We start from the raw sequence: 18014 nt of genomic DNA on the forward strand, positions 1-18014 counted from the left end.
GGGGATTTTTGCGTTTGAGGGCAATCGTTTCAGGCGCGGGTAGGGGCCGACAGGTCCGGATGACCCGAACCCTTTCGGCCACCGCGCGATATCAGGCGAGCTTGCGGGTGGGTACGGCGGTTGCCGGGACGCGGCCCTGCTGCCAGTGGGCGGCAAAATCCATGAACGCATCGGGCGACATCGGTTCCGCGAAGGCATAACCCTGCAGCACCTGGCAACCAAGGCCACGCAGGATATCCATATGGGCTTCCGTTTCGACGCCCTCGGCGACGATCTCGATCCCTTGCGAACGGCCGATCTCGATGATCGAAGCCACAAGCCGGTGCTGGGGACCTGACGCCTGAAGCGGAGAAATCAGCTGCCGGTCGATCTTCAGCCGCTTGGGGCCGAGTTCCAGCAGACTGACGATCGAAGCGTGTCCGGAGCCGAAATCATCCAGCTCGATATCGATACCCAAATCCTTCAGCGTGCCGATGATCTTGCGCAGGCCGCGGTCGTTTCCTTCAAACGAGATCGATTCCAGAAGTTCGAATGCAATGCTGCCCGGCGCAAACGACAGGTGCGACAGCTGCTCCAAAAGGTTTTCGTCCTTCAGGCGCTGGGCTGAGACATTGACAGAGACCCTTGGGACGGCAAGCCCGCGGGCACGCCAGCGGGTGGCCTGGAACAGCGCTTTTTCGAGAATGAGCGCGTCGATCTCACCGGAGCGATGAAGACCTTCGGCAATATCGAGAAACGCTTCGGGCGCGAGCAGGCCGCGGGTCGGGTGGACCCATCGGGCCAGCGCCTCGACACCGACGATATCGAGGGTGACGGCATCGAACTGCGGCTGGAAGAAGGGAACGATCTGGTCGTTCTCGATTGCCGCGAGAAGCTCGTCGGACGTGCGTTTTACCTGGATCGCCGTCAGAAGCAGGGACTCTGAAAACACCTCGGCGCGGTTACGGCCGCGTTTCTTGGCCTCGTACAGTGCGACGTCGGCATTGATCAGCAACTGGCGCGGTTCTTCGAACGCAAGCGTCTGCATGGCGATGCCGGCGCTGCAGCCGACATGGCATTCCTGGCCGTCGATCGTCATCGGTTTGGCGATCGCCTTGACGATCGAGCGGCCGAGATGTTTTGCGCGCTCTTCCGGGGCTGGGCCGCTGGTGACGACCACGAATTCGTCGCCGCCGATCCGCGAGACGAATTCGTCATGGCCGATCAGTTCCAGGAGCCGGGCCGTCGTCTGGCGCAGGACCTCGTCGCCGGCCGCGTGGCCGAGCGTGTCGTTGACTTCCTTGAAGCGGTCGAGATCGAAATGGATGAAGGCCAGGCGGTGACTGTGCGTCGTCGCGTTCGAGGCTTCCATGAACTGGTCGAGAAAGCGCCGGTTGGGAAGGCCGGTCAGGGCGTCGTGCAAGGACTGGTGCTGCAACGTGCGGCGTGTCGCGCGCAACCGCTCGTTCTGTTCTTCAGCGCGGGCGCGCTCTTCCCGCAGTTCGATCTGCAGATTGACGTCATCAGTGACATCCCAATTGGCGCCAACGACGCGTTCGACGCCTCCCGATGTTTTGTAGGCCTTCCCGTGCGCGCGGATGTGACGGATCTCGCCCGAAGGTCGGACAATCCGGAACTGGGTAATATAGGGCTCGGTGGCACCGATGACCTCGTTCAGCCGATTTTCAGCCGTCTCGATATCGTCCGGATGAACAGTCGAACGCCAATCCTCGTAAGTGAAGATGTCCTTGCCCGGAGGCGCAGAATACAGGTCCTTGAGCCGCTCGTCCCAGAAAAGGCGGTCTGTGGCGCCCTCGTATTCCCAGACGCCGATCTGCGACGCTTCGAGTGCCAGCGTCAACCGGTGGTGAATGGTCTCGAACTGCTCCTCACGGTGTTGCAGATCGACGATGTGGCGATTGCGCTGCCTCATCAAGATGCCCACCCAGATCATCGGGGCGACGATGCAGAGTGCGATCAGCGTCGCGTAGGCATAAAGCCAACCGATATCCGGCGGGGTCGTGTTCCAGCCGGCTTTCGGGACGGCTGCGAGATACCAGGTGTCGTATCCGAGCTCGATGCGGGCACGAACCGCATCGGCGGAGAAGATCGCCGGGTCACCGGTAAAGACGTCCTTCGCAACCGGTGCCGGCCGCCTGGAGATCGCGATGCTGAGGGGTTGCCGTTCGGTATCGAGGTCGATGTCGCGGAACAGGCGCTCCACGTCGATCACGCTCGAGACGATGCCCCAGAAATGTCCGTTGGCTTGCGAGAAAACCGGGTAGCGGGCCAGCAGTCCCAGTCCGCCCTGAGCGAGTTCGACAGGTCCGGCGATCGTGGTGGACCGGCGCTTGATCGCCTCCATGACGGACACTGACCGTTTGGGGTCGGCCGTGTAATCTCGTCCGACGAGCTGCTTGTTCTGGTCGTAAGGGTAGACGTACCGGATCACAAGATCGGGCGCCACGGCGACGTTCTTCAGCTGCGAGGGAACAGCGAAAACTCGCTCCGAGAGCGCCGCAAATTGCGTTTGCGTGATGGATGGGTTTGCAGCGATCGCGGCAACGAGACCCTGGACCAGATTGACGTTGCCGCGAATATTGGTTTCGAGGCTTGAGGACACGCGCGCCAGTTGTTCCGACGCGACGAGCCGCTGCTGCGCCATGTATTGGGCGCGCTCTTCCAGATCGGCCCGGACAATTCCGAAAATGACCGCAGCGACCATAATGAAGGCGGGCAAATACCAGCCGAACCGGTAGAATCGCCGTTCCCGGCTTCGGCCGGGCTTTATCATGGAGGAAGAGAAGAGCATGCAATGTTCCAACAGGTCTCCCGCCAACATTTCAGACAAGGCTTAATTTAGTCTGAGATGTAACGGCGCCCGACGGGTAGTCGAGCCGAAATACTGGTCTCCACTCCAATATTTTTGAGAAATCCGGCCCTTTATACATGACTGAAAATCGGAAAAAATCAGTCGGCCTGGTCATCTCTTGGGCTTGTCTCGCGGCGGCCGGTCGTGCTCCATGCACCCTTCACCGCGTCGGGTTCTCATCATGTTCAAAGACTTCTCTTTTTCCGCCCTGACGATGGGGATGCTGACCGCGTTTGTCGGTTTCGTCAGTTCCTTTGCCGTGATCATTCAGGGTTTGCAGGCAATGGGCGCCAATAGCGATCAGGTCGCCTCCGCGCTCCTGGCGCTTTCCCTGGCGCTCGGCATCCTTGCCGTGAGTTTCTCGGCGGCGCTCAAGATGCCGATCAGCATTGCATGGTCGACGCCTGGTGCCGCTCTTCTCTCGGGGATCGGGATGATCGAGGGCGGATTTCCCGCAGCCGTCGGCGCCTTCGTCATCTGTGGCGGGCTGATCATGCTGTCGGGCCTGTTCCAGCCGCTCGGGCGCGCGATCCGAATGATCCCGGGGCCGCTTGCCAATGCGATGCTGGCCGGTATCCTGCTCGGCCTGTGTCTTGCTCCCGTGAAGGCGGTGGCGTTCGACCCGATGCTGGGACTGCCGATCGTGCTGACCTGGGCGGTCGTCGTGTCGCGCTGGCGGCTTCTGGCCGTGCCGGCCTCGCTTGCCGCGATGATGCTGGTGCTGATCTTCGGCGTCGACCTGCCGGCAGATACGCTGAGCCAGATCGGCGCTGCGATCCATCCGCAATTCGTGTTCGTCGAGCCGGTGTTTACCTGGCACGGCGCGATTTCCGTGGCGGTGCCACTGTTTATCGTCACCATGGCGTCGCAGAACATACCCGGCATCGCGATCCTCAAGGCCCACGGATACGAGCCGCATCCCGGACCGATGTTCGTGGCAACCGGCGCCCTGTCCTCGCTTGTCGGCGTTTTTGGCGGCGTGCCGGTCAACATGGCGGCGATCACGGCAGCGATGTGTGCCAGTACCGACGCTCATCCGGATCCCGCCCGGCGTTACGTAGCGGCGATCATCGGCGGCTTCAGCTACGCGGCGCTGGGGCTGGTGGCCGGCGGCATTATTGCCTTCGTATCGCTCGCGCCGCCGATCCTGTTGCAGGCCGTCGCCGGGCTCGGGCTGATCGGCGCGTTCTCGAACGCGGCATACGCCGCCTACCACAATCCCGCTACCCGCGAGGCTGCAGCCATCACCTTTATGGTCACCGCTTCCGGAATCGCCTTCGCCGGGATCTCGGGGGCGTTCTGGGGTCTGCTGGCCGGTGGCGTGATGATGGGTTTGCAGAAGGCTCTCAGACGCGAAAGATTCCCTTGAAAGGGAACCGCGGCCGTCGTTGCAACATCAAATGCCGTTCGAAAGTGCACTTGCACGTTCTCTGCCCGCCCGCTATAGATTCTCCCATGACCATGACAGGTGCGATCATGTCCGACCGTTTGCCGACCCGCAGCTTCGCTGCCGGGGCGACGGTTTTCGCGCCTCTCTCGCTTCTTAGCCTCGACCTTACACTCGGTTGCCGGGTCCGTTGAGGAGCGCCCGGCGGCCGAAAGCCCGCCGGCGTAAGAGCTCCTCGCAAGATTTACCGATATAGCTGAGACAGACCTTAAGAGGTCGCCATCCTCATTAAGCAGGCCCCAAAAGTGCGGCGCGCGGCGGATGGATAGGACGAGGACTTGAAGACCATGGACGCCAAGAATTCCAACGTGACTACTGCCAACAAGGCTAAGGGTATGGCCGACGCGGCGGTGAAATACCGTGCCTATCCCGCCATCAACATTCCCGACCGGACCTGGCCGTCGAAGGTGATCGACAAGGCGCCGATCTGGTGCTCGGTGGACCTGCGTGACGGCAACCAGTCGCTGGTCAACCCGATGGGCCACGATCGCAAGGCCCGCATGTTCAAGCTGCTCCTGGATATGGGTTTCAAGGAAATCGAGATCGGTTTCCCGTCGGCTTCGCAGACCGATTTCGACTTTGCCCGCTGGTGCATCGAAGAGGGTGGCGTTCCCGACGATGTGTCGATGCAGGTGCTGGTTCAGTGCCGGCCGGAACTGATCACCCGCACGTTCGAATCGCTGGAAGGCGCCAAGCATCCGATCATCCACTTCTACAACTCGACATCGGAACTGCAGCGCCGCGTGGTGTTCGGCAAGGATGTCCGCGGCATCAAGCAGATCGCTGTCGATGCGGCGAAGATGATCACCGACATGGCTGCCAAGGCCGGCGGCGATTACCGGTTCGAATATTCTCCGGAGAGCTTTACCGGCACCGAGCTGGAAGTGGCGTTGGAGATCTGCAACGCAGTCATCGAGGTGGTAAAGCCGACTGCCGACAACAAGCTGATCCTCAACCTGCCCTCGACCGTCGAGATGGCGACGCCCAACATCTACGCCGACCAGATCGAATGGATGTGCCGCAATATCGACTCCAGAGAAAATGTCATCATCTCGCTGCATCCGCACAACGACCGTGGCACCGGGATTGCGGCGACGGAGCTGGCGCTGATGGCTGGCGCCGACCGCGTCGAAGGCACGCTGTTCGGCAATGGCGAGCGCACCGGCAATGTCGACGTGGTGACGCTGGCGCTCAACATGTACACGCAAGGGGTCGATCCGGGGCTGGACTGCACCGATATCGAGCGCATCAAGGACGTCTACGAATATTCGAACGAAATGGTCATTCCCGAGCGCCATCCTTACGTCGGCGAACTGGTCTATACGGCGTTTTCCGGCTCGCACCAGGATGCGATCAACAAGGGCATGAAGGCGATCAAGACGGCCAACCATCCGGTGTGGGAAGTGCCTTACCTGCCGATCGACCCGCGCGACGTCGGCCGGTCCTACGAGGCGATCATCCGAATCAACTCGCAATCGGGCAAGGGCGGCATCGCCTATATCCTGCAGCAGGATTACGGCATCAACCTGCCGCGCAACTTGCAGGTGGAGTTCCGCGAGGACATCCAGCGGATTACCGACGAAGAAGGCAAGGAAGTCGCTTCCAAGCGCATCCATGAGCGCTTTATCGAGCGCTATGTGGACCAGCCTTCAGCACGGCTGAAATTCGTCGATCACCAGACGTTCCCGGCCGGGATGGAGCACAAGGGCATCCGCGTCGTTTCCGCCGAGATCACCGATGGTGGCGAGACGAAGACGATCGAAGGCCGCGGCACGGGCCCGATCGACGGGTTCATCAACGCGCTGTCGGCCTATCTCGGGATCGAGCTGTCGGTGAATGAGTATTCGGAACACTCGCTGCAGCATGGCTCGAACGCCTCGGCGATCGCCTATGTCGAGGTCGAGCATCCGGGTGGAAAGCTGTTTGGCGCTGGGATTAACAACAACATCGTGACGGCCTCGCTCGATGCGATCGTGTCGGCGGCGAACCGGGTGTTGGAAGAACGCGGCCGGTAAGCCGGGGCCTGTAGGGTATCAGAAGACACAAGCCGCATCGCTAGCCGATGCGGCTTTTTGCTGGGATCAGGTGGACCTGATCGCGCGTCGCTCAGATCAGTCCCGCGGCCTTGGCGGCGATCTCGTCGAGATCGGCGGCGGAGGAGGGGCCGACGACGACATAGGTCGCGAGCGGCGTGCTCCAGGACACAAGACCCGTATCGGCGCGGATGTCCTCGACCGGTTTGTTGGTGTCCGGACGGGTCTTGGAGAAGGTGATCGCGATGATCTCTCCTTCATCGCCGCGGCGGTAGAGGAGGAGGCCGGAGGGGCGGTTGTCGGCGGTGAAAAGCCGTGCGCCGGCGAAGGCGAGCCCGCTTTGCGATAGGTCCGGAATGCGAAAGGCGATGCCGGTGCCTGTGGTCAGCCATGCGAGGATATCGCCCGGCCTGTCGGCACCGATTTCCACCAGACGATCGGGCAAGCGGGTATAGAGCCGGTAATGGGCGACGACGTCGTCAAGCCAGTCCCGCGAATCGAGCTGCACTTCCGAGCCGCCGAGACGGGTCGATCCCGGCTGGGTGCCGAGCGCATAGCCGATGCCGCCGCCGAGGCAGAGACTGAGAAGACATGCGAAAAGGGCCTGCGTTCTGCTTGGCTTGAACGAGAGTGACTGGCGCTTTTTATCATCAGGCAGCCTGATCGCGCGGCGCGGCAGCGGTGCGTTCTTGATGGTGCGGACGAGTTCGAGCGGCAATGGTTCCTTCATGGCATCGTCGAAGACGCGCCGGCCGTAATCCGTGCCGCGTTTCAGGTTGTCATGCAGGGCCCGCGCCTGCGGCTCGTTGACCAGAAGCGCTTCGATCTCCTGCCGTTCGTGTTCGTTGGCTTCGCCATCCAGGAAGGCCGAAATGCGCTGTTCGAGCGCGGACGAGGAAGCACTGGCTTTCATGCGCGGCGCTCCGATGCTTCCGGCGCGATTTCCGACAGTCTGAGCCGTGCAGAACACAGGCGTTCGGCGAAGGCCTGTTCCGGAATGCCGAGTATAGCAGCCGCCTCGCCATAGGCGAATGCCTCGACGTCCACGAGAAGGAAGACACTGGCGAGGCCTGAGGGCAGGGACAGCAGGATCTGATCCGATGTGGCCATCGTGGAAATTTCGGTAGCCGATACGACGCCCTGTGCCTTCGGGGTGGAGGACGGCTGGGTCTTGCGGCGCTTCTTGATCTCGTCGGACCAGGCTGTTCGCATCAGGCTGAACAGCCAGCTTTCGATGCGGCCTTCGCCCTTCCAGTGATGGCTTTTCTGGATTGCACGCGAACAGACTTCGCGCACCAGCCTGTCAGCATCCTCGGCGGTGCCTGCAAGCGTCAACGCGAAACGACGAAGCCTCGGCAGCAAGGCTACGAGGTCACGGCGAATGTCCATGGTCTGGGTCGGATTGTTCATGCGGAAACAAGCTTAACGGGGCTATGCGTTATGATTACGGCCATCTCGTTAAGCTATGAATCGAATGTGATGCATTTGCAACAGGCGACGCAATTAATCTACAAGATTTCGACGGTCTCGGGCTGGATCGCCGGCATAGGCAGTGGTTGATCGCCATAAAAGACGTGGCTGCTGTCCAGCGCAATGCCGTCACCTGCCTGCGTCAGCCCGTAGCGTTCACAAACCAGGTTCCAGTTGCCGGGTTCGCCCGACAGCGAAAACAGGTTGTAGGAAGCAGGTGGCTTGTGGCCGCCCGGACCCTGCGAGGCGGACGCTATACCGACGACCGGCACGGGCCGGTTATGGGTCTTGAGTTCGTAGACGGTGTTAAGATGCGTATGGCCGTGCAGCACCAGTTCGGCGCCGCCGGTCGAGATGGCCGCAGCAAATCGACGGATGCCGATCATACGCTTGTGCGATGACGCCGCGCCGTGGATCGGCGGGTGGTGAATCATCACCACGCGGAACAGTCCGCGTTCGCCGGCTTTCTTAAGAAGGTTCACTGTTTCGCGCGCCTGGCGCGGGCTGAAATAGCCGGATGCGGAAAACGGCGGCGTCGCGTTGGATGTGGAGCAGCCGATGATGGCGATCGGGCCACGCTCCCGGTAGGTCGGGAAGATGTGATCGTCCTTCGGCCATTCGCCCGGATCGTCGTCGCTTTTCACGAAGGGATACCAAGCGGCAACCGACTTGTCGTGAGCGCCCGGCACATAGGCGTCGTGATTGCCCGGCACGACGGTCGTATCGGCGGGTTCGCCGATCGTATCGAGCCATTCGCGGGCCAGCCGGGTTTCGATCTTTGTCGCCAAATTGACCAGATCGCCTGTGATGAGCAACTGGTCCGGCTCTCGGTCCTTCATGTCGCTCAACAGCAGATCCAGCGTGTTGACGAGAAGATGCTTTCGGCGGGTGCGGTGCCAATTGACGAAACCGGTGATGCGTTTTGACAGAAGCTCGCGCATCGTCAGCCGCGGAAGGGGCCCCAGGTGGATATCGGAAATATGCGCGAACTTGAACATGGCGAAGACATAACGCATGAGAGAGCAATTGGTACCGAATTTATCGCCGCTCCCGAAGTTATGAAGTGGAACGCCTGAATGGTTGAGCAGGGCATTCCCGAAGTTACCGGCGGCCGGGCCCGCATTCTCGTCTGGCTGATGCACAAGGCGTTCATCGTCACACGAGGCATGACGATGGGTGTGCGGGCCGCCTGTTTCGACGACGAGGGCCGGATTTTCCTGGTGCGCCACACCTATGTCCCGGGATGGTATATGCCCGGCGGCGGCATGGAACGCGGCGAAACCGCGCTTCAGGCGCTGCACAAGGAATTGCGGGAAGAGGGCAATCTGGAAGTCCTGGGAGTGCCGGAGCTTTTCCACGTCTACCTGAACCGCAACGCATCGAAGCGCGACCACGTGCTGTTCTACAAGGTCAACGTCAACCAGACGGCGCCGCGCGCCGCGGATTACGAAATTGCGGAAAGCGGCTTCTTTGCCCTCGAAGCGCTACCGCCTGAGGTCACCCAAGCGACAGCGCGCCGATTGCAGGAGCTTTCGGGAAAGATCGAGAAGGGGGAGTACTGGTGAGAGTTACCCGCTTTCCTACCCCCGCCCATGCGGTGCGTCGAGATCGAGCTCTGGTCCTGTCGGGACGATGCCGGTGGGGTTTATGGTTTTGTGGCTCTCGTAATAGTGGTGCTTGATGTGGAGGAGATTGCAGGTCTCGGCCACGCCTTCGTGCTGGTAGAGATCGCGCAGATAGGCTGAGAGGTTCTTGTAGTCGGCGATGCGGCGGATGTTGCATTTGAAATGGCCGACATAGACCGGATCGAAGCGGATGAGTGTCGTGAACAGCCGCCAGTCGGCTTCGGTCAGCTTGTCTCCGAGCAGGTAGCGGCTTTTCGAGAGACGGGTCTCGAGACTGTCGAGCGTTTCGAACAGCTTTGAGACGGCCTCTTCATAGGCGTCTTGCGTGGTGGCGAAGCCGGCCTTGTAGACGCCGTTGTTGACGGTGTCGTAGATGACCGCGTTGATCTTATCGATCTCACTGCGCAGATTGTCTGGGTAGAAATCGACATCGGAGCCGGTGATGCCGTCGAAGGCGCTGTTCATCATGCGGATGATTTCGGCGCTTTCGTTCGAGACAATCGTGTTCTGCTGCTTGTCCCAAAGGACCGGAACCGTGACGCGGCCGGAATAGGCGGGATCGGCTTTCAGATAGACCTGGTAGAGATAGTCGGAGCCGAACAGGGCGTCGCCGGTTGCGCCGTCGCGTTTGCGGAATTCCCAGCCGTTTTCCAGCATCAGGTAATCGACGACGGAGACAGAGATCAGGTCCTGCAGCTTCTTGAGATTGCGGAAGATCAGGGTGCGGTGCGCCCAGGGGCAGGCGAGCGACACATAGAGATGGTAGCGTCCGGCCTCGGCCTTGAAGCCGGGTTTTCCGGACGGTCCGGCAGAGCCATCTGATGTCACCCAGTTGCGGAACTGTGATTCGGAACGCTTGAAATGACCCTTGCTGGCCTTGGTATCGTACCAGACGTCGTGCCACTTTCCGTCTACCAACATGCCCATTGCAATCTCCTTGGTTGTCTCAGCAGTTAGATACGGCAAAGCCAGACAATGACGAGGTGCGATTTTGTAAACGCTGCGTTTTTGGATTGGACGGGTGGAAAATTTTCTGATAGCTCGCTTGTCACGATTGTTCGGGAATACCCAGAGAATGACCGAAGTGCGGATACTGCGACGACGCTGAAGATCGACCACGACGCTAAATAAGCGTCGCCGATATCGCTCGTCCTGTCTGCTCTCTCCTTACGGCTTCGGTTCTCCATGTCCCTGCATCTTGTTGCCTCGCAATCCTCCGCATCCCAGAATTCTGCTTCCAAAAGCACCGCCAAGTCCATGGCGAAGCACGACCTCGTCTATCTGACCGAGGATGCGTCTCACGACGACATCATCGAGGTGATCAACGAGGAAGCGTTCGGTCCCGGCCGGCATGTGCGCGCCGCGTCCCGCATTCGCGAGCAGGGGCCGCATGACCGGTCGATCTCGTTTGTCTGCGCCGACGATGGCGAGACGATCGCTTCCGTGCGAATGACGCCGGTTCTGGCTGGTAGCGTGAAGGGTCATATGTTGGGTCCGCTCGCCGTGCGCCCATCACACAAGAACCTCGGGATCGGCCGCGAACTGGTGCGGATCGCGATTGATGCCGCGCGCCGGCATGGATCGGAAGCCGTGATCCTGATCGGCGACCCGCCCTATTATATGCCACTCGGCTTCGAGAAGCTGGCCTATGACGCGCTCGATTTTCCGGGACCGGTCGATCCGGGCCGGGTGCTGGTCGTGCCGCTCAAGGACGGCGTGCATGATGGGTTGAAGGGCGTGATCGGCTGGCGGCAGCTGTGATCCTTCAGGACTTGCCGCCAAGCCTCTGATCTAGAATCGTTTTTCCAGCCAGGTCACATCATGTCCGCCGGCGAGACCTTCGAGCTTGCCGATCGGGTGGTAGCCGAGCTTCAGATAGAGCGCGAGTGCGGCCGGGTTCATCGTATCGATATAGGCGCCGATACAGCCGCGCTTGGTCGCGTCCGCTTCCGCCATGGTCATGAGGCGGGCGGCGAGGCCTTTGGAGCGCATCCATTCGGGAATGAACAGCATCGAGACGTAAAGCCAGCCGCGGCCGGTATAGCCGACGAGGCCGCCGGCGATATCGCCGGCCGTATCATGCAAGGGGATTGCCAGTTCGCGGCGGTCGCTCGCGCCGAAGCATTCGACGTTGAAGGCTTTCAGCTTGGCGAGGATGACGTCTTCGTCCTGCTGCGAGATGCCTTCGACGATTTTCAGATCCATATCCAAGCTCCCAGATTGCGCCAGGATGGATAGACTAAAGCGCTTTTTGAAGGAAGGTGCGGGTTCTGGTTTCGACGAAATTTGGAATCTCGCCAAACACTTGGTAGCCGTGGCTCTTGTAGGCCTTGAGGGCGAGCGGGTTGAACGTATCGATCCAGGCGCCCTTGCAGCCGCGGGTGCGCGCTTCATTTTCGGCCTCGGTCAGAAGCTTTGCCGCCATGCCCTTGCCGCGCAGGCTTTCGGGAATGAACAGAAGCTGGGTGAAGAGCCAGCCCCAGGATGTGTAGCCCGACAGACCGCCGATGACTGTGCCGCTCTCGTCGCGGATCAGTACGGCGAGCAGTTTCCTGTCGGAGGGGCCGACTTCGCCTTCGTTGAAGGCGGTGAGGCCGCTGCTGACGATTGCTAAATCGTCTGAGGTCGGCGCGTCGGTGAGATTAAGCTCGTGGCCCATCAGCGACCCTCGCGCCACCACATCGCAGCCATCGCGAACAACAGCACAGACAGGCCGGCAAAGCCGGCAAACAGTGGCAGCGTGTTGATGCCGCGCAGCACCGTCTCGTCGGTCATGCGGATAACCATGCGGTTGGGATCACTGACACGAACTTCGCCGCGGACCGGCAGGATGTCGGGGATGGTGATGCCGTCGCCCGAGGCGACGCGGGTCACGAGGCCGCGGGTCTTGTCGGCATAGGGCCGCAAGGTTGCCTCGGTGGAGATCATTGCCTTGAACTCGGGCGAGTCGACCGCGCCGACATGAACAAGGGTCTGGAAGTCGCCGTTTCTCACCTCGAACAGGCCGGTTTCATCCATGCGGCTTTCATAGCGGTATTCGCCGGGGCCGGCGGGCGTCATCTGCACGGTCTCGGTGCGGCCGGATGGATAGCGGATGGTGGCGGGGCCGGGGTCGTCGCCGATCGTCTGGCGGGTGGCGGCGAGTGTGCGGCCGACGGAGCGGGCGGTCAGCGCCTCTTCCTCCAATTCGGGTTCCTTCATCAGCCAATGGGCGATGCGGCGATAGAGCGCCACATGCGGGCCACCGCCCTCAAAGCCGCGTGCCCAGAGCCAGCCCTGATCCGACAGGAGCATGGCAACGCGGCCTTCGCCCTGACGGTTGAGGACGAGGAGAGGGCGGTCGCCATCGCCTTCCATCACCGTCTGACCCTGCGGCGGATCGACATCGATGGTGCGGAACCAGCGACCCCAGGCGGGCGGTGTCTGGTTAGAGCCTTCAAGGCCGCGGGTGACCGGGTGCTTGGTGCCGACTTCCGACAGATGCGGGAAGAAGCCGGCATTGTGGACTTCGCCCGTCGGTGCGGCCGGCAGGACCTGTTCGAGCGGCGTCGCGGCAATCGAATCCTCGCCGGCATGTTCCGGGCCTGCCGCGATCAAAAGCGCGCCGCCGTTTTGCACATACTGGGAGATGTAGTCGTAATAGAGGATCGGCAGCACGCCGCGATGCTTGTAGCGATCAAAGATGATCAGATCGAAATCCTTGATCTTCTCGACGAACAGCTCGCGGGTGGGAAAGGCGATCAGCGACAACTCGTTGATCGGCGTGCCGTCCTGCTTTTCCGGCGGACGCAGGATGGTGAAATGCACGAGGTCGACGGAGGCGTCGGATTTCAGAAGGTTACGCCAGGCCCGCTCGCCGGCATGCGGTTCGCCGGAGACCAGCAGCACGCGCAGGTTCTGGCGGATGCCATCGATGACATGGACGGCGCGGTTGTTGGCGGTGGTCACTTCTCCGGGGAGCTCGGCGACCGAGAATTCCATGACATTGTTGCCGCCGCGCTGGACGTTGAACGAGAACGGGGTGGTGACGCCGGGCGTTGCCTGCAGCGTTGCGATCTGCTGGCCGTTCATGCGCACGATGACTTCGGCGGGGCCGCCGCCCTGGCGACCGTCGTCGAACACGCGCAGCGTCAGTTCCTGCTCCTCGCCGACGATGCCGAAGCGGGGCGCGCGCAGCACTTCGATGCGGCGGTCGAATTCGTTTGGCTGGCCGGTGATCAGCCCGTGGACGGGTGCGTTGAAGCCGAGATCCTGATTGATGCCGGGGAGATCATGGATCTGGCCGTCTGTGAGGAACACGGCGCCGCCGACACGGGCCGGCGGAACGTCCGACATCGCGGAGCGCAGCGCAGTGAACAGCTTCGTCGAAGGTGTGTCGCTGTCTACATCGTCTCCGGCCTCGACGATGCGCGTCTCGATGCGGGGATAGCGGGAGAAGCGGTCGCGCAGTTCCGCCAGCGCCTGATCGGTCTGCTGCTCGCGGCCGGCCGTCTCCTGGCTCTGAGAGCGGTCTACGACGATTGGCACGATGGTGGAGAGCTGTTCGCGATCTTCCTGGTTGAGCGTCGGGTTGGCGAGCGCCATCAGCAGGGCGGCAAGCGCCAGCGTCCGAAGGACCGCACCACGGACGCCGCGCAATAGGGCGGTCACAGCAAGGACGAGGGCCAGTGCACCGAGGGCTGCAAGGATCGGCCACGAGAAGAAGGGGGCGAATTCGATGGTCATCGGTTACTGCCCCAGCCGTTCGAGGAGCGCGGGGACGTGGACCTGATCGGCTTTGTAGTTGCCGGTCAGCATGTACATCATGATGTTGACGCCGGCGCGGTAGGCGTATTCGCGCTGCATGTCGTCAGGCGGTACGGTCGGGAGCATGGAGTTACCCTGTTGATCGACTGCCCAGGCGCCGGCAAAATCATTGCCCGTGATCAGAAGCGGCGTCACGCCGTCGCCGCCCGAGGAGAGCTGCGAGGTGGAGTTGCGCGCATCCTGACGGGCTTCGACCCAGAGCGGACCGCCGCGATAGCGACCGGGAAAATCCTTCAGCAGATAGAACGTGCGGGTGAGGACGTGGTTTTCCGGTGTCGGCTCAAGCGGCGGGATATCGATGCTGGCGAGAATTTCTTGCAGCCGCAGGCCGTTGGGGCTGGAGCTGCCGTCGAGTGCTGAGACCTGGTCGCGGGTGTCGAACAGGACCGTGCCGCCGTTGCGCATATAGGCGTCGATGCGCGAGATCGAGGCCTGCGACGGCATCGGCGCTGTCGCGGAAATCGGCCAGTAGATGATCGGGTAGAAGGAGAGGTCGTCCTTGGCGATGTCGAGTCCGACAGGGGCGCCGGGCTCCAGCGTCGTGCGGTAGCTCATGTATTGGGTGAGACCATCGAGGCCCCGCTCGGAGATGCTGTCGACGTCGCTTTCGCCGGTCTGGACATAGGCGAGGTGGGTCGTGTCGAGGCGGTCGAGGATCTGGTCGTCGCCAGGCTTTACGCCTTCACCGGGCTGCATTTCGCGAAACTGCTGCGGCTGGGCCGATTGCGGTTGCGCCGCGGCAGCGGGCGGCGAGGGTGGCTGCTGGGCGAGCGACGGGTTCGGGTTGAGCAGCGCCATTCCCAACGCGAAGCCGAGGATGAGGGTCGCGGCGGTGCCAGACGTCCGGGCGGAGGTCGGCTTGGAGCGTCCGGGGCGGCGGGAAAAGGCACCGTTCATGAAGAGCATTACCAGGCTATCGAGGACGAGGAGCGCGAAGGCGAGAGCAAACAGGGTCGGACGCAGCGACACGGCCTCGCCGCCAGCCAGTTGATCACGCGCAACCTGCGTTCCGCCGACTGATGGATCGAAGGGGGCAAGCACGGTCGCCGGGGCCAGAAGATTGACGGCGGAATAGCCGTCTTCGGTGCCGTAGAGGCCCGGAGGGTGATCGAAGCTTGCGACAGGCCTTGCGTTGGCCGGGATGGTGATTGGGCGGGCAGCGCCGGTCTCGGTCGTCATCACGCCGTCGGCGGTCAGCAGACGGTAGGGCGGCAGGGCTGCAGCGGCTCCTTCTGTGCCTGGTGCTCCGGATGCGCTGCCACCGGCAGCACCGCCGACGCGGGCCATCTGCACCAGCCGGCGCAGCATTTCGACGAAATTCCCAGACAGCGGCAAGTTGGACCATGTCGCTTCCGCGCTGGTGTGGAACAGCACGATACGGCCGGCTTCGACCTCCTTTTCGGTGACCAGCGGCGTGCCATCAGCAAGGCTTGCCCACGTGCGCTCGGCAAGGTCCGGCGTCGGTTCGGCGAGAACCTGGCGGGTCACGGTGATATCGGCTGCGCGCGGCAGGCCGGCGAAGGGGCCGAAATTCGGGAAATCCGCCAGCGCCTGAGGCTCCGACCAGGACATGGCGCCGCCGAGCGCGCGTTCGCCCTGGCGCAAGGTGACAGGTACCAGCGGATCGTCGGCCGGTGCTGCGGCAAGGCGAGGTCCGGCAAAGCGGACCAGCGTGCCGCCGCGCGCGATCCAGCGTTGCAGCGGCTGGGAGATTTCCGGCGGCAAGCGGCCGACATCGGCCATGATGATTGCCGACGGATTGTCCTCGAGGATCTGCGGGATCGATACCGAGAGATCGGCCGTGTTGGGCTGGATCACATCGGCGTAGGGCTGGAGAGCCCGGCTGATATAGTAGAGCGGTTGCAGCAGCGGCTGGAAATCGCTGCCGCTTTCGCCGGCGATCAGCGCGACGCGGCGGCGGCGGAAACCGTCGTCGAGAAGGTGAGCGGCACCCGCGGTTGCGATGCCCTCGACGGAGAGGCGGGCGAAATCGTTGCGCAGTTCGAACGGCGCGGAAATTTCCGTTGTTGAGGTGTTGGCGCCGTCGGCAAATTCCAGCGTGCCTGCGGCGAGCGAGCGACCCTGCGGATCAAGCGCGTTGACGGTGAACTGCTGCGTGCCAGCCGTGGAAAGGCGGGTGGCGCTGACATTCATCGCGGTCGAATTGTTGGTGGCGCCTGTGATCGCGACGGCCGATTGTCCATCGCCTTCGAGGACGCGCATGTCGCCTGCCGAAAGGCCGGCAAGGGTGGTCATCGTTTCGGTGTCGGTCGTGGCGGCGATGCCATCGGAGACAAGGGCCAGCGTGCCGGGGCGGGTGCCGTTGAGAGCTTCCCGGAGTGCTGTGACGGCGCGGGCGCGGTCGGGCACGAGCGGCCGCGGGCTTGCGGCGGCAAGCTTGTCGCGCGCTGCGGCGGCACTGCCGGGCGTTGCTTCCTGGTTCTGATCGGCGGTGAAGGCGATCGCGACCGGGAGGTCAGCGCTTTCGGCATCGTCGATCAGGAGATTGGCGGTCTCGACGCGGCGTTCCCAGTCGGTCGATGTTGCCCAGCCGTTGTCGATGACGAGCGCCAGCGGGCCATCGGTGTTGAGCGAACTCGTGCGCGGGTTGATGACCGGATCGGCGATGGCGAGAATGATTGCTGCGGCGAGAAGCATCCGAAGGAGCGTCAGCCACCACGGGCTCTGGGACGGCGTTTCCTCGCGCTTCAGCACACTTGCGAGAATGCGCAGGGGCGGGAAGACTTCCGACTTCGGCCGCGGGGGGGTTAGCCGCAGCAGCCACCAGATGGCGGGCAGGGCAATCAGGCCGAACAGGATGGCGGGATAGGCGAAAGCGAGCGCGCTCAGGACCTCTCCTCCATACGTCCGGTTTCAACACGTCGAGGCGCCGGCATGCCGGAGAGGTAGCCGTGGACGGCGACGAGCGCTTCGGAAGCGAGACGATCGGTGCGATGAAAAACGAAACTCCAGCCGAGACGGCGCAGGCCCTCGCCGAGCGCATCGCGGCGGGCGAGATAGGCGCGCTGATAGTCCTCGCGGATGTTTTCGGCGCGGCCGGAGACGAGCTTTTCGCGGGTTTCGGGATCGGTGAATTCGGTGCGGCCGGTATAGGGGAAGGTTTCTTCGGCGGGATCCGCAACCTCGATCACATGGCCGCGCAGGCCGCGGCGTCCGAGTGGCGTGATGCGGTCCATGACCTTGTCGGCGTCATCGAGGAAATCGCCGATCAGGACGATATCGCTCTGGCCGCGGATCATGCCCGTGTCCGGCAGGCCGGTCGCCTGCGGCGCGTGCATAATGGCGGTCGCCAGTCGTTCGGCGGCATTGCGGGCCGAGACCGGTTCCATGATGCCGGGGCATCCGATCCGTTCCCCCGAGCGGGCAAGGATTTCGGCGAGCGCCAGCATGATGACCAGCGCGCGGCTTTCCTTCGATACCGATCCGAATGTCGATTTGTACATCATCGACGGCGACATGTCGGCCCAGAGCCAGATCGTGTGCGCGGCTTCCCATTCGCGGTCGCGGACGTAGGTATGATCGTCACGGGCCGAGCGGCGCCAGTCGATGCGCGACAGGCTTTCGCCCTCGGCATAGGGCCGGAACTGCCAGAAATTCTCCCCCATGCCGCGCTTGCGGCGGCCGTGCCATCCCGCAATCACCGTATTGGCGATGCGCTTGGCCTCTACCATGCAATCGGGCACCAGCATGGCGCGCTGCTGGGCGCGATGAAGCACATCGCTGCTGGCGGTTTGATCGACGATCTGGCCGATGGATGCCAC

At 62.5% G+C, this 18014-nt stretch carries 14 protein-coding genes; 4 read left to right on the forward strand and 10 right to left on the reverse strand.

Annotation, left to right across the window (positions count from 1 at the left end; translation table 11 throughout):
• Positions 1-91: 91 nt before the first annotated feature.
• Positions 92-2791, reverse strand: a complete 2700-nt coding sequence (locus tag ASF70_RS22360; protein WP_062582890.1) for an EAL domain-containing protein — start codon at positions 2789-2791, stop codon at positions 92-94.
• Between the two features lie 241 nt (positions 2792-3032).
• Between ASF70_RS22360 and ASF70_RS22365 the strand changes: the two genes are divergently transcribed.
• Together ASF70_RS22365 and leuA are read left to right on the forward strand one after the other, a co-directional pair.
• Positions 3033-4220, forward strand: coding sequence for a benzoate/H(+) symporter BenE family transporter (locus tag ASF70_RS22365; RefSeq protein ID WP_062583177.1), 1188 nt, complete (start codon positions 3033-3035; stop codon positions 4218-4220).
• Between the two features lie 365 nt (positions 4221-4585).
• Positions 4586-6313, forward strand: coding sequence for a 2-isopropylmalate synthase (gene leuA / locus ASF70_RS22370; RefSeq protein ID WP_062582892.1), 1728 nt, complete (start codon positions 4586-4588; stop codon positions 6311-6313).
• 91 nt (positions 6314-6404) lie between these two features.
• Here leuA and ASF70_RS22375 read toward each other — a convergent pair whose 3' ends face one another.
• The 3 genes from ASF70_RS22375 to ASF70_RS22385 all read right to left on the reverse strand — a co-directional run bounded on the left by ASF70_RS22375 (position 6405) and on the right by ASF70_RS22385 (position 8799).
• Positions 6405-7244: a hypothetical protein gene (locus ASF70_RS22375; protein WP_062582895.1), complete on the reverse strand. Its 840-nt coding sequence runs from the start codon at positions 7242-7244 to the stop codon at positions 6405-6407.
• Positions 7241-7741, reverse strand: a complete 501-nt coding sequence (locus tag ASF70_RS22380) for an RNA polymerase sigma factor (RefSeq protein WP_062582897.1) — start codon at positions 7739-7741, stop codon at positions 7241-7243. Before ASF70_RS22380 ends, ASF70_RS22375 begins: the two co-directional genes overlap by 4 nt.
• A 98-nt stretch (positions 7742-7839) precedes the next feature.
• Positions 7840-8799, reverse strand: a complete 960-nt coding sequence (locus tag ASF70_RS22385) for a metallophosphoesterase (protein ID WP_062583179.1) — start codon at positions 8797-8799, stop codon at positions 7840-7842.
• Between the two features lie 78 nt (positions 8800-8877).
• On the opposite strand from ASF70_RS22385, the gene ASF70_RS22390 reads away from it, so the two are divergent.
• Positions 8878-9366: an NUDIX domain-containing protein gene (locus ASF70_RS22390; protein WP_062582899.1), complete on the forward strand. Its 489-nt coding sequence runs from the start codon at positions 8878-8880 to the stop codon at positions 9364-9366.
• A 15-nt stretch (positions 9367-9381) separates the two neighbouring features.
• Here ASF70_RS22390 and ASF70_RS22395 read toward each other — a convergent pair whose 3' ends face one another.
• Positions 9382-10353 (reverse strand): glutathione S-transferase family protein, encoded by a 972-nt coding sequence (locus ASF70_RS22395; RefSeq protein ID WP_062582901.1) that lies wholly within the window; start codon positions 10351-10353, stop codon positions 9382-9384.
• 330 nt (positions 10354-10683) lie between these two features.
• Between ASF70_RS22395 and ASF70_RS22405 the strand changes: the two genes are divergently transcribed.
• Positions 10684-11187, forward strand: coding sequence for an N-acetyltransferase (locus ASF70_RS22405; RefSeq protein WP_062582905.1), 504 nt, complete (start codon positions 10684-10686; stop codon positions 11185-11187).
• A gap of 30 nt (positions 11188-11217) precedes the next feature.
• On the opposite strand, the gene ASF70_RS22410 is transcribed toward ASF70_RS22405, so the two are convergent.
• From ASF70_RS22410 to ASF70_RS22430, 5 genes are read right to left on the reverse strand one after another with little or no spacing between them, the layout of a single operon-like run.
• Positions 11218-11631, reverse strand: a complete 414-nt coding sequence (locus ASF70_RS22410) for a GNAT family N-acetyltransferase (protein WP_062582907.1) — start codon at positions 11629-11631, stop codon at positions 11218-11220.
• A gap of 34 nt (positions 11632-11665) precedes the next feature.
• Complete coding sequence (locus ASF70_RS22415; RefSeq protein WP_062582908.1) at positions 11666-12085, reverse strand: GNAT family N-acetyltransferase; 420 nt, start codon at positions 12083-12085, stop codon at positions 11666-11668.
• Positions 12085-14151: a hypothetical protein gene (locus ASF70_RS22420; RefSeq protein WP_062582910.1), complete on the reverse strand. Its 2067-nt coding sequence runs from the start codon at positions 14149-14151 to the stop codon at positions 12085-12087. Before ASF70_RS22420 ends, ASF70_RS22415 begins: the two co-directional genes overlap by 1 nt.
• 3 nt (positions 14152-14154) lie before the next feature.
• Positions 14155-17082, reverse strand: coding sequence for a DUF4159 domain-containing protein (locus ASF70_RS22425; RefSeq protein ID WP_062582912.1), 2928 nt, complete (start codon positions 17080-17082; stop codon positions 14155-14157).
• On the reverse strand, positions 17079-18014 hold the full coding sequence (locus ASF70_RS22430) for a DUF58 domain-containing protein (protein WP_062582914.1): 936 nt from the start codon (positions 18012-18014) through the stop codon (positions 17079-17081). Before ASF70_RS22430 ends, ASF70_RS22425 begins: the two co-directional genes overlap by 4 nt.

It is taken from the genome of Rhizobium sp. Leaf321 (assembly GCF_001423215.1).
GTDB classification, from domain to species: Bacteria; Pseudomonadota; Alphaproteobacteria; order Rhizobiales; family Rhizobiaceae; genus Neorhizobium; species Neorhizobium soli.

Coding starts and splice junctions, on each gene's coding strand:
- ASF70_RS22410 (WP_062582907.1), bottom strand. CDS start 11,631: ATGGATCTGAAAATCGTCGAAGGCATCTCGCAGCAGGACGAAGACGTC.
- ASF70_RS22420 (WP_062582910.1), bottom strand. CDS start 14,151: ATGACCATCGAATTCGCCCCCTTCTTCTCGTGGCCGATCCTTGCAGCC.
- ASF70_RS22375 (WP_062582895.1), bottom strand. CDS start 7,244: ATGAAAGCCAGTGCTTCCTCGTCCGCGCTCGAACAGCGCATTTCGGCC.
- leuA (WP_062582892.1), top strand. CDS start 4,586: ATGGACGCCAAGAATTCCAACGTGACTACTGCCAACAAGGCTAAGGGT.
- ASF70_RS22365 (WP_062583177.1), top strand. CDS start 3,033: ATGTTCAAAGACTTCTCTTTTTCCGCCCTGACGATGGGGATGCTGACC.
- ASF70_RS22380 (WP_062582897.1), bottom strand. CDS start 7,741: ATGAACAATCCGACCCAGACCATGGACATTCGCCGTGACCTCGTAGCC.
- ASF70_RS22390 (WP_062582899.1), top strand. CDS start 8,878: ATGGTTGAGCAGGGCATTCCCGAAGTTACCGGCGGCCGGGCCCGCATT.
- ASF70_RS22360 (WP_062582890.1), bottom strand. CDS start 2,791: ATGCTCTTCTCTTCCTCCATGATAAAGCCCGGCCGAAGCCGGGAACGG.
- ASF70_RS22405 (WP_062582905.1), top strand. CDS start 10,684: ATGGCGAAGCACGACCTCGTCTATCTGACCGAGGATGCGTCTCACGAC.
- ASF70_RS22395 (WP_062582901.1), bottom strand. CDS start 10,353: ATGGGCATGTTGGTAGACGGAAAGTGGCACGACGTCTGGTACGATACC.
- ASF70_RS22385 (WP_062583179.1), bottom strand. CDS start 8,799: ATGTTCAAGTTCGCGCATATTTCCGATATCCACCTGGGGCCCCTTCCG.
- ASF70_RS22415 (WP_062582908.1), bottom strand. CDS start 12,085: ATGGGCCACGAGCTTAATCTCACCGACGCGCCGACCTCAGACGATTTA.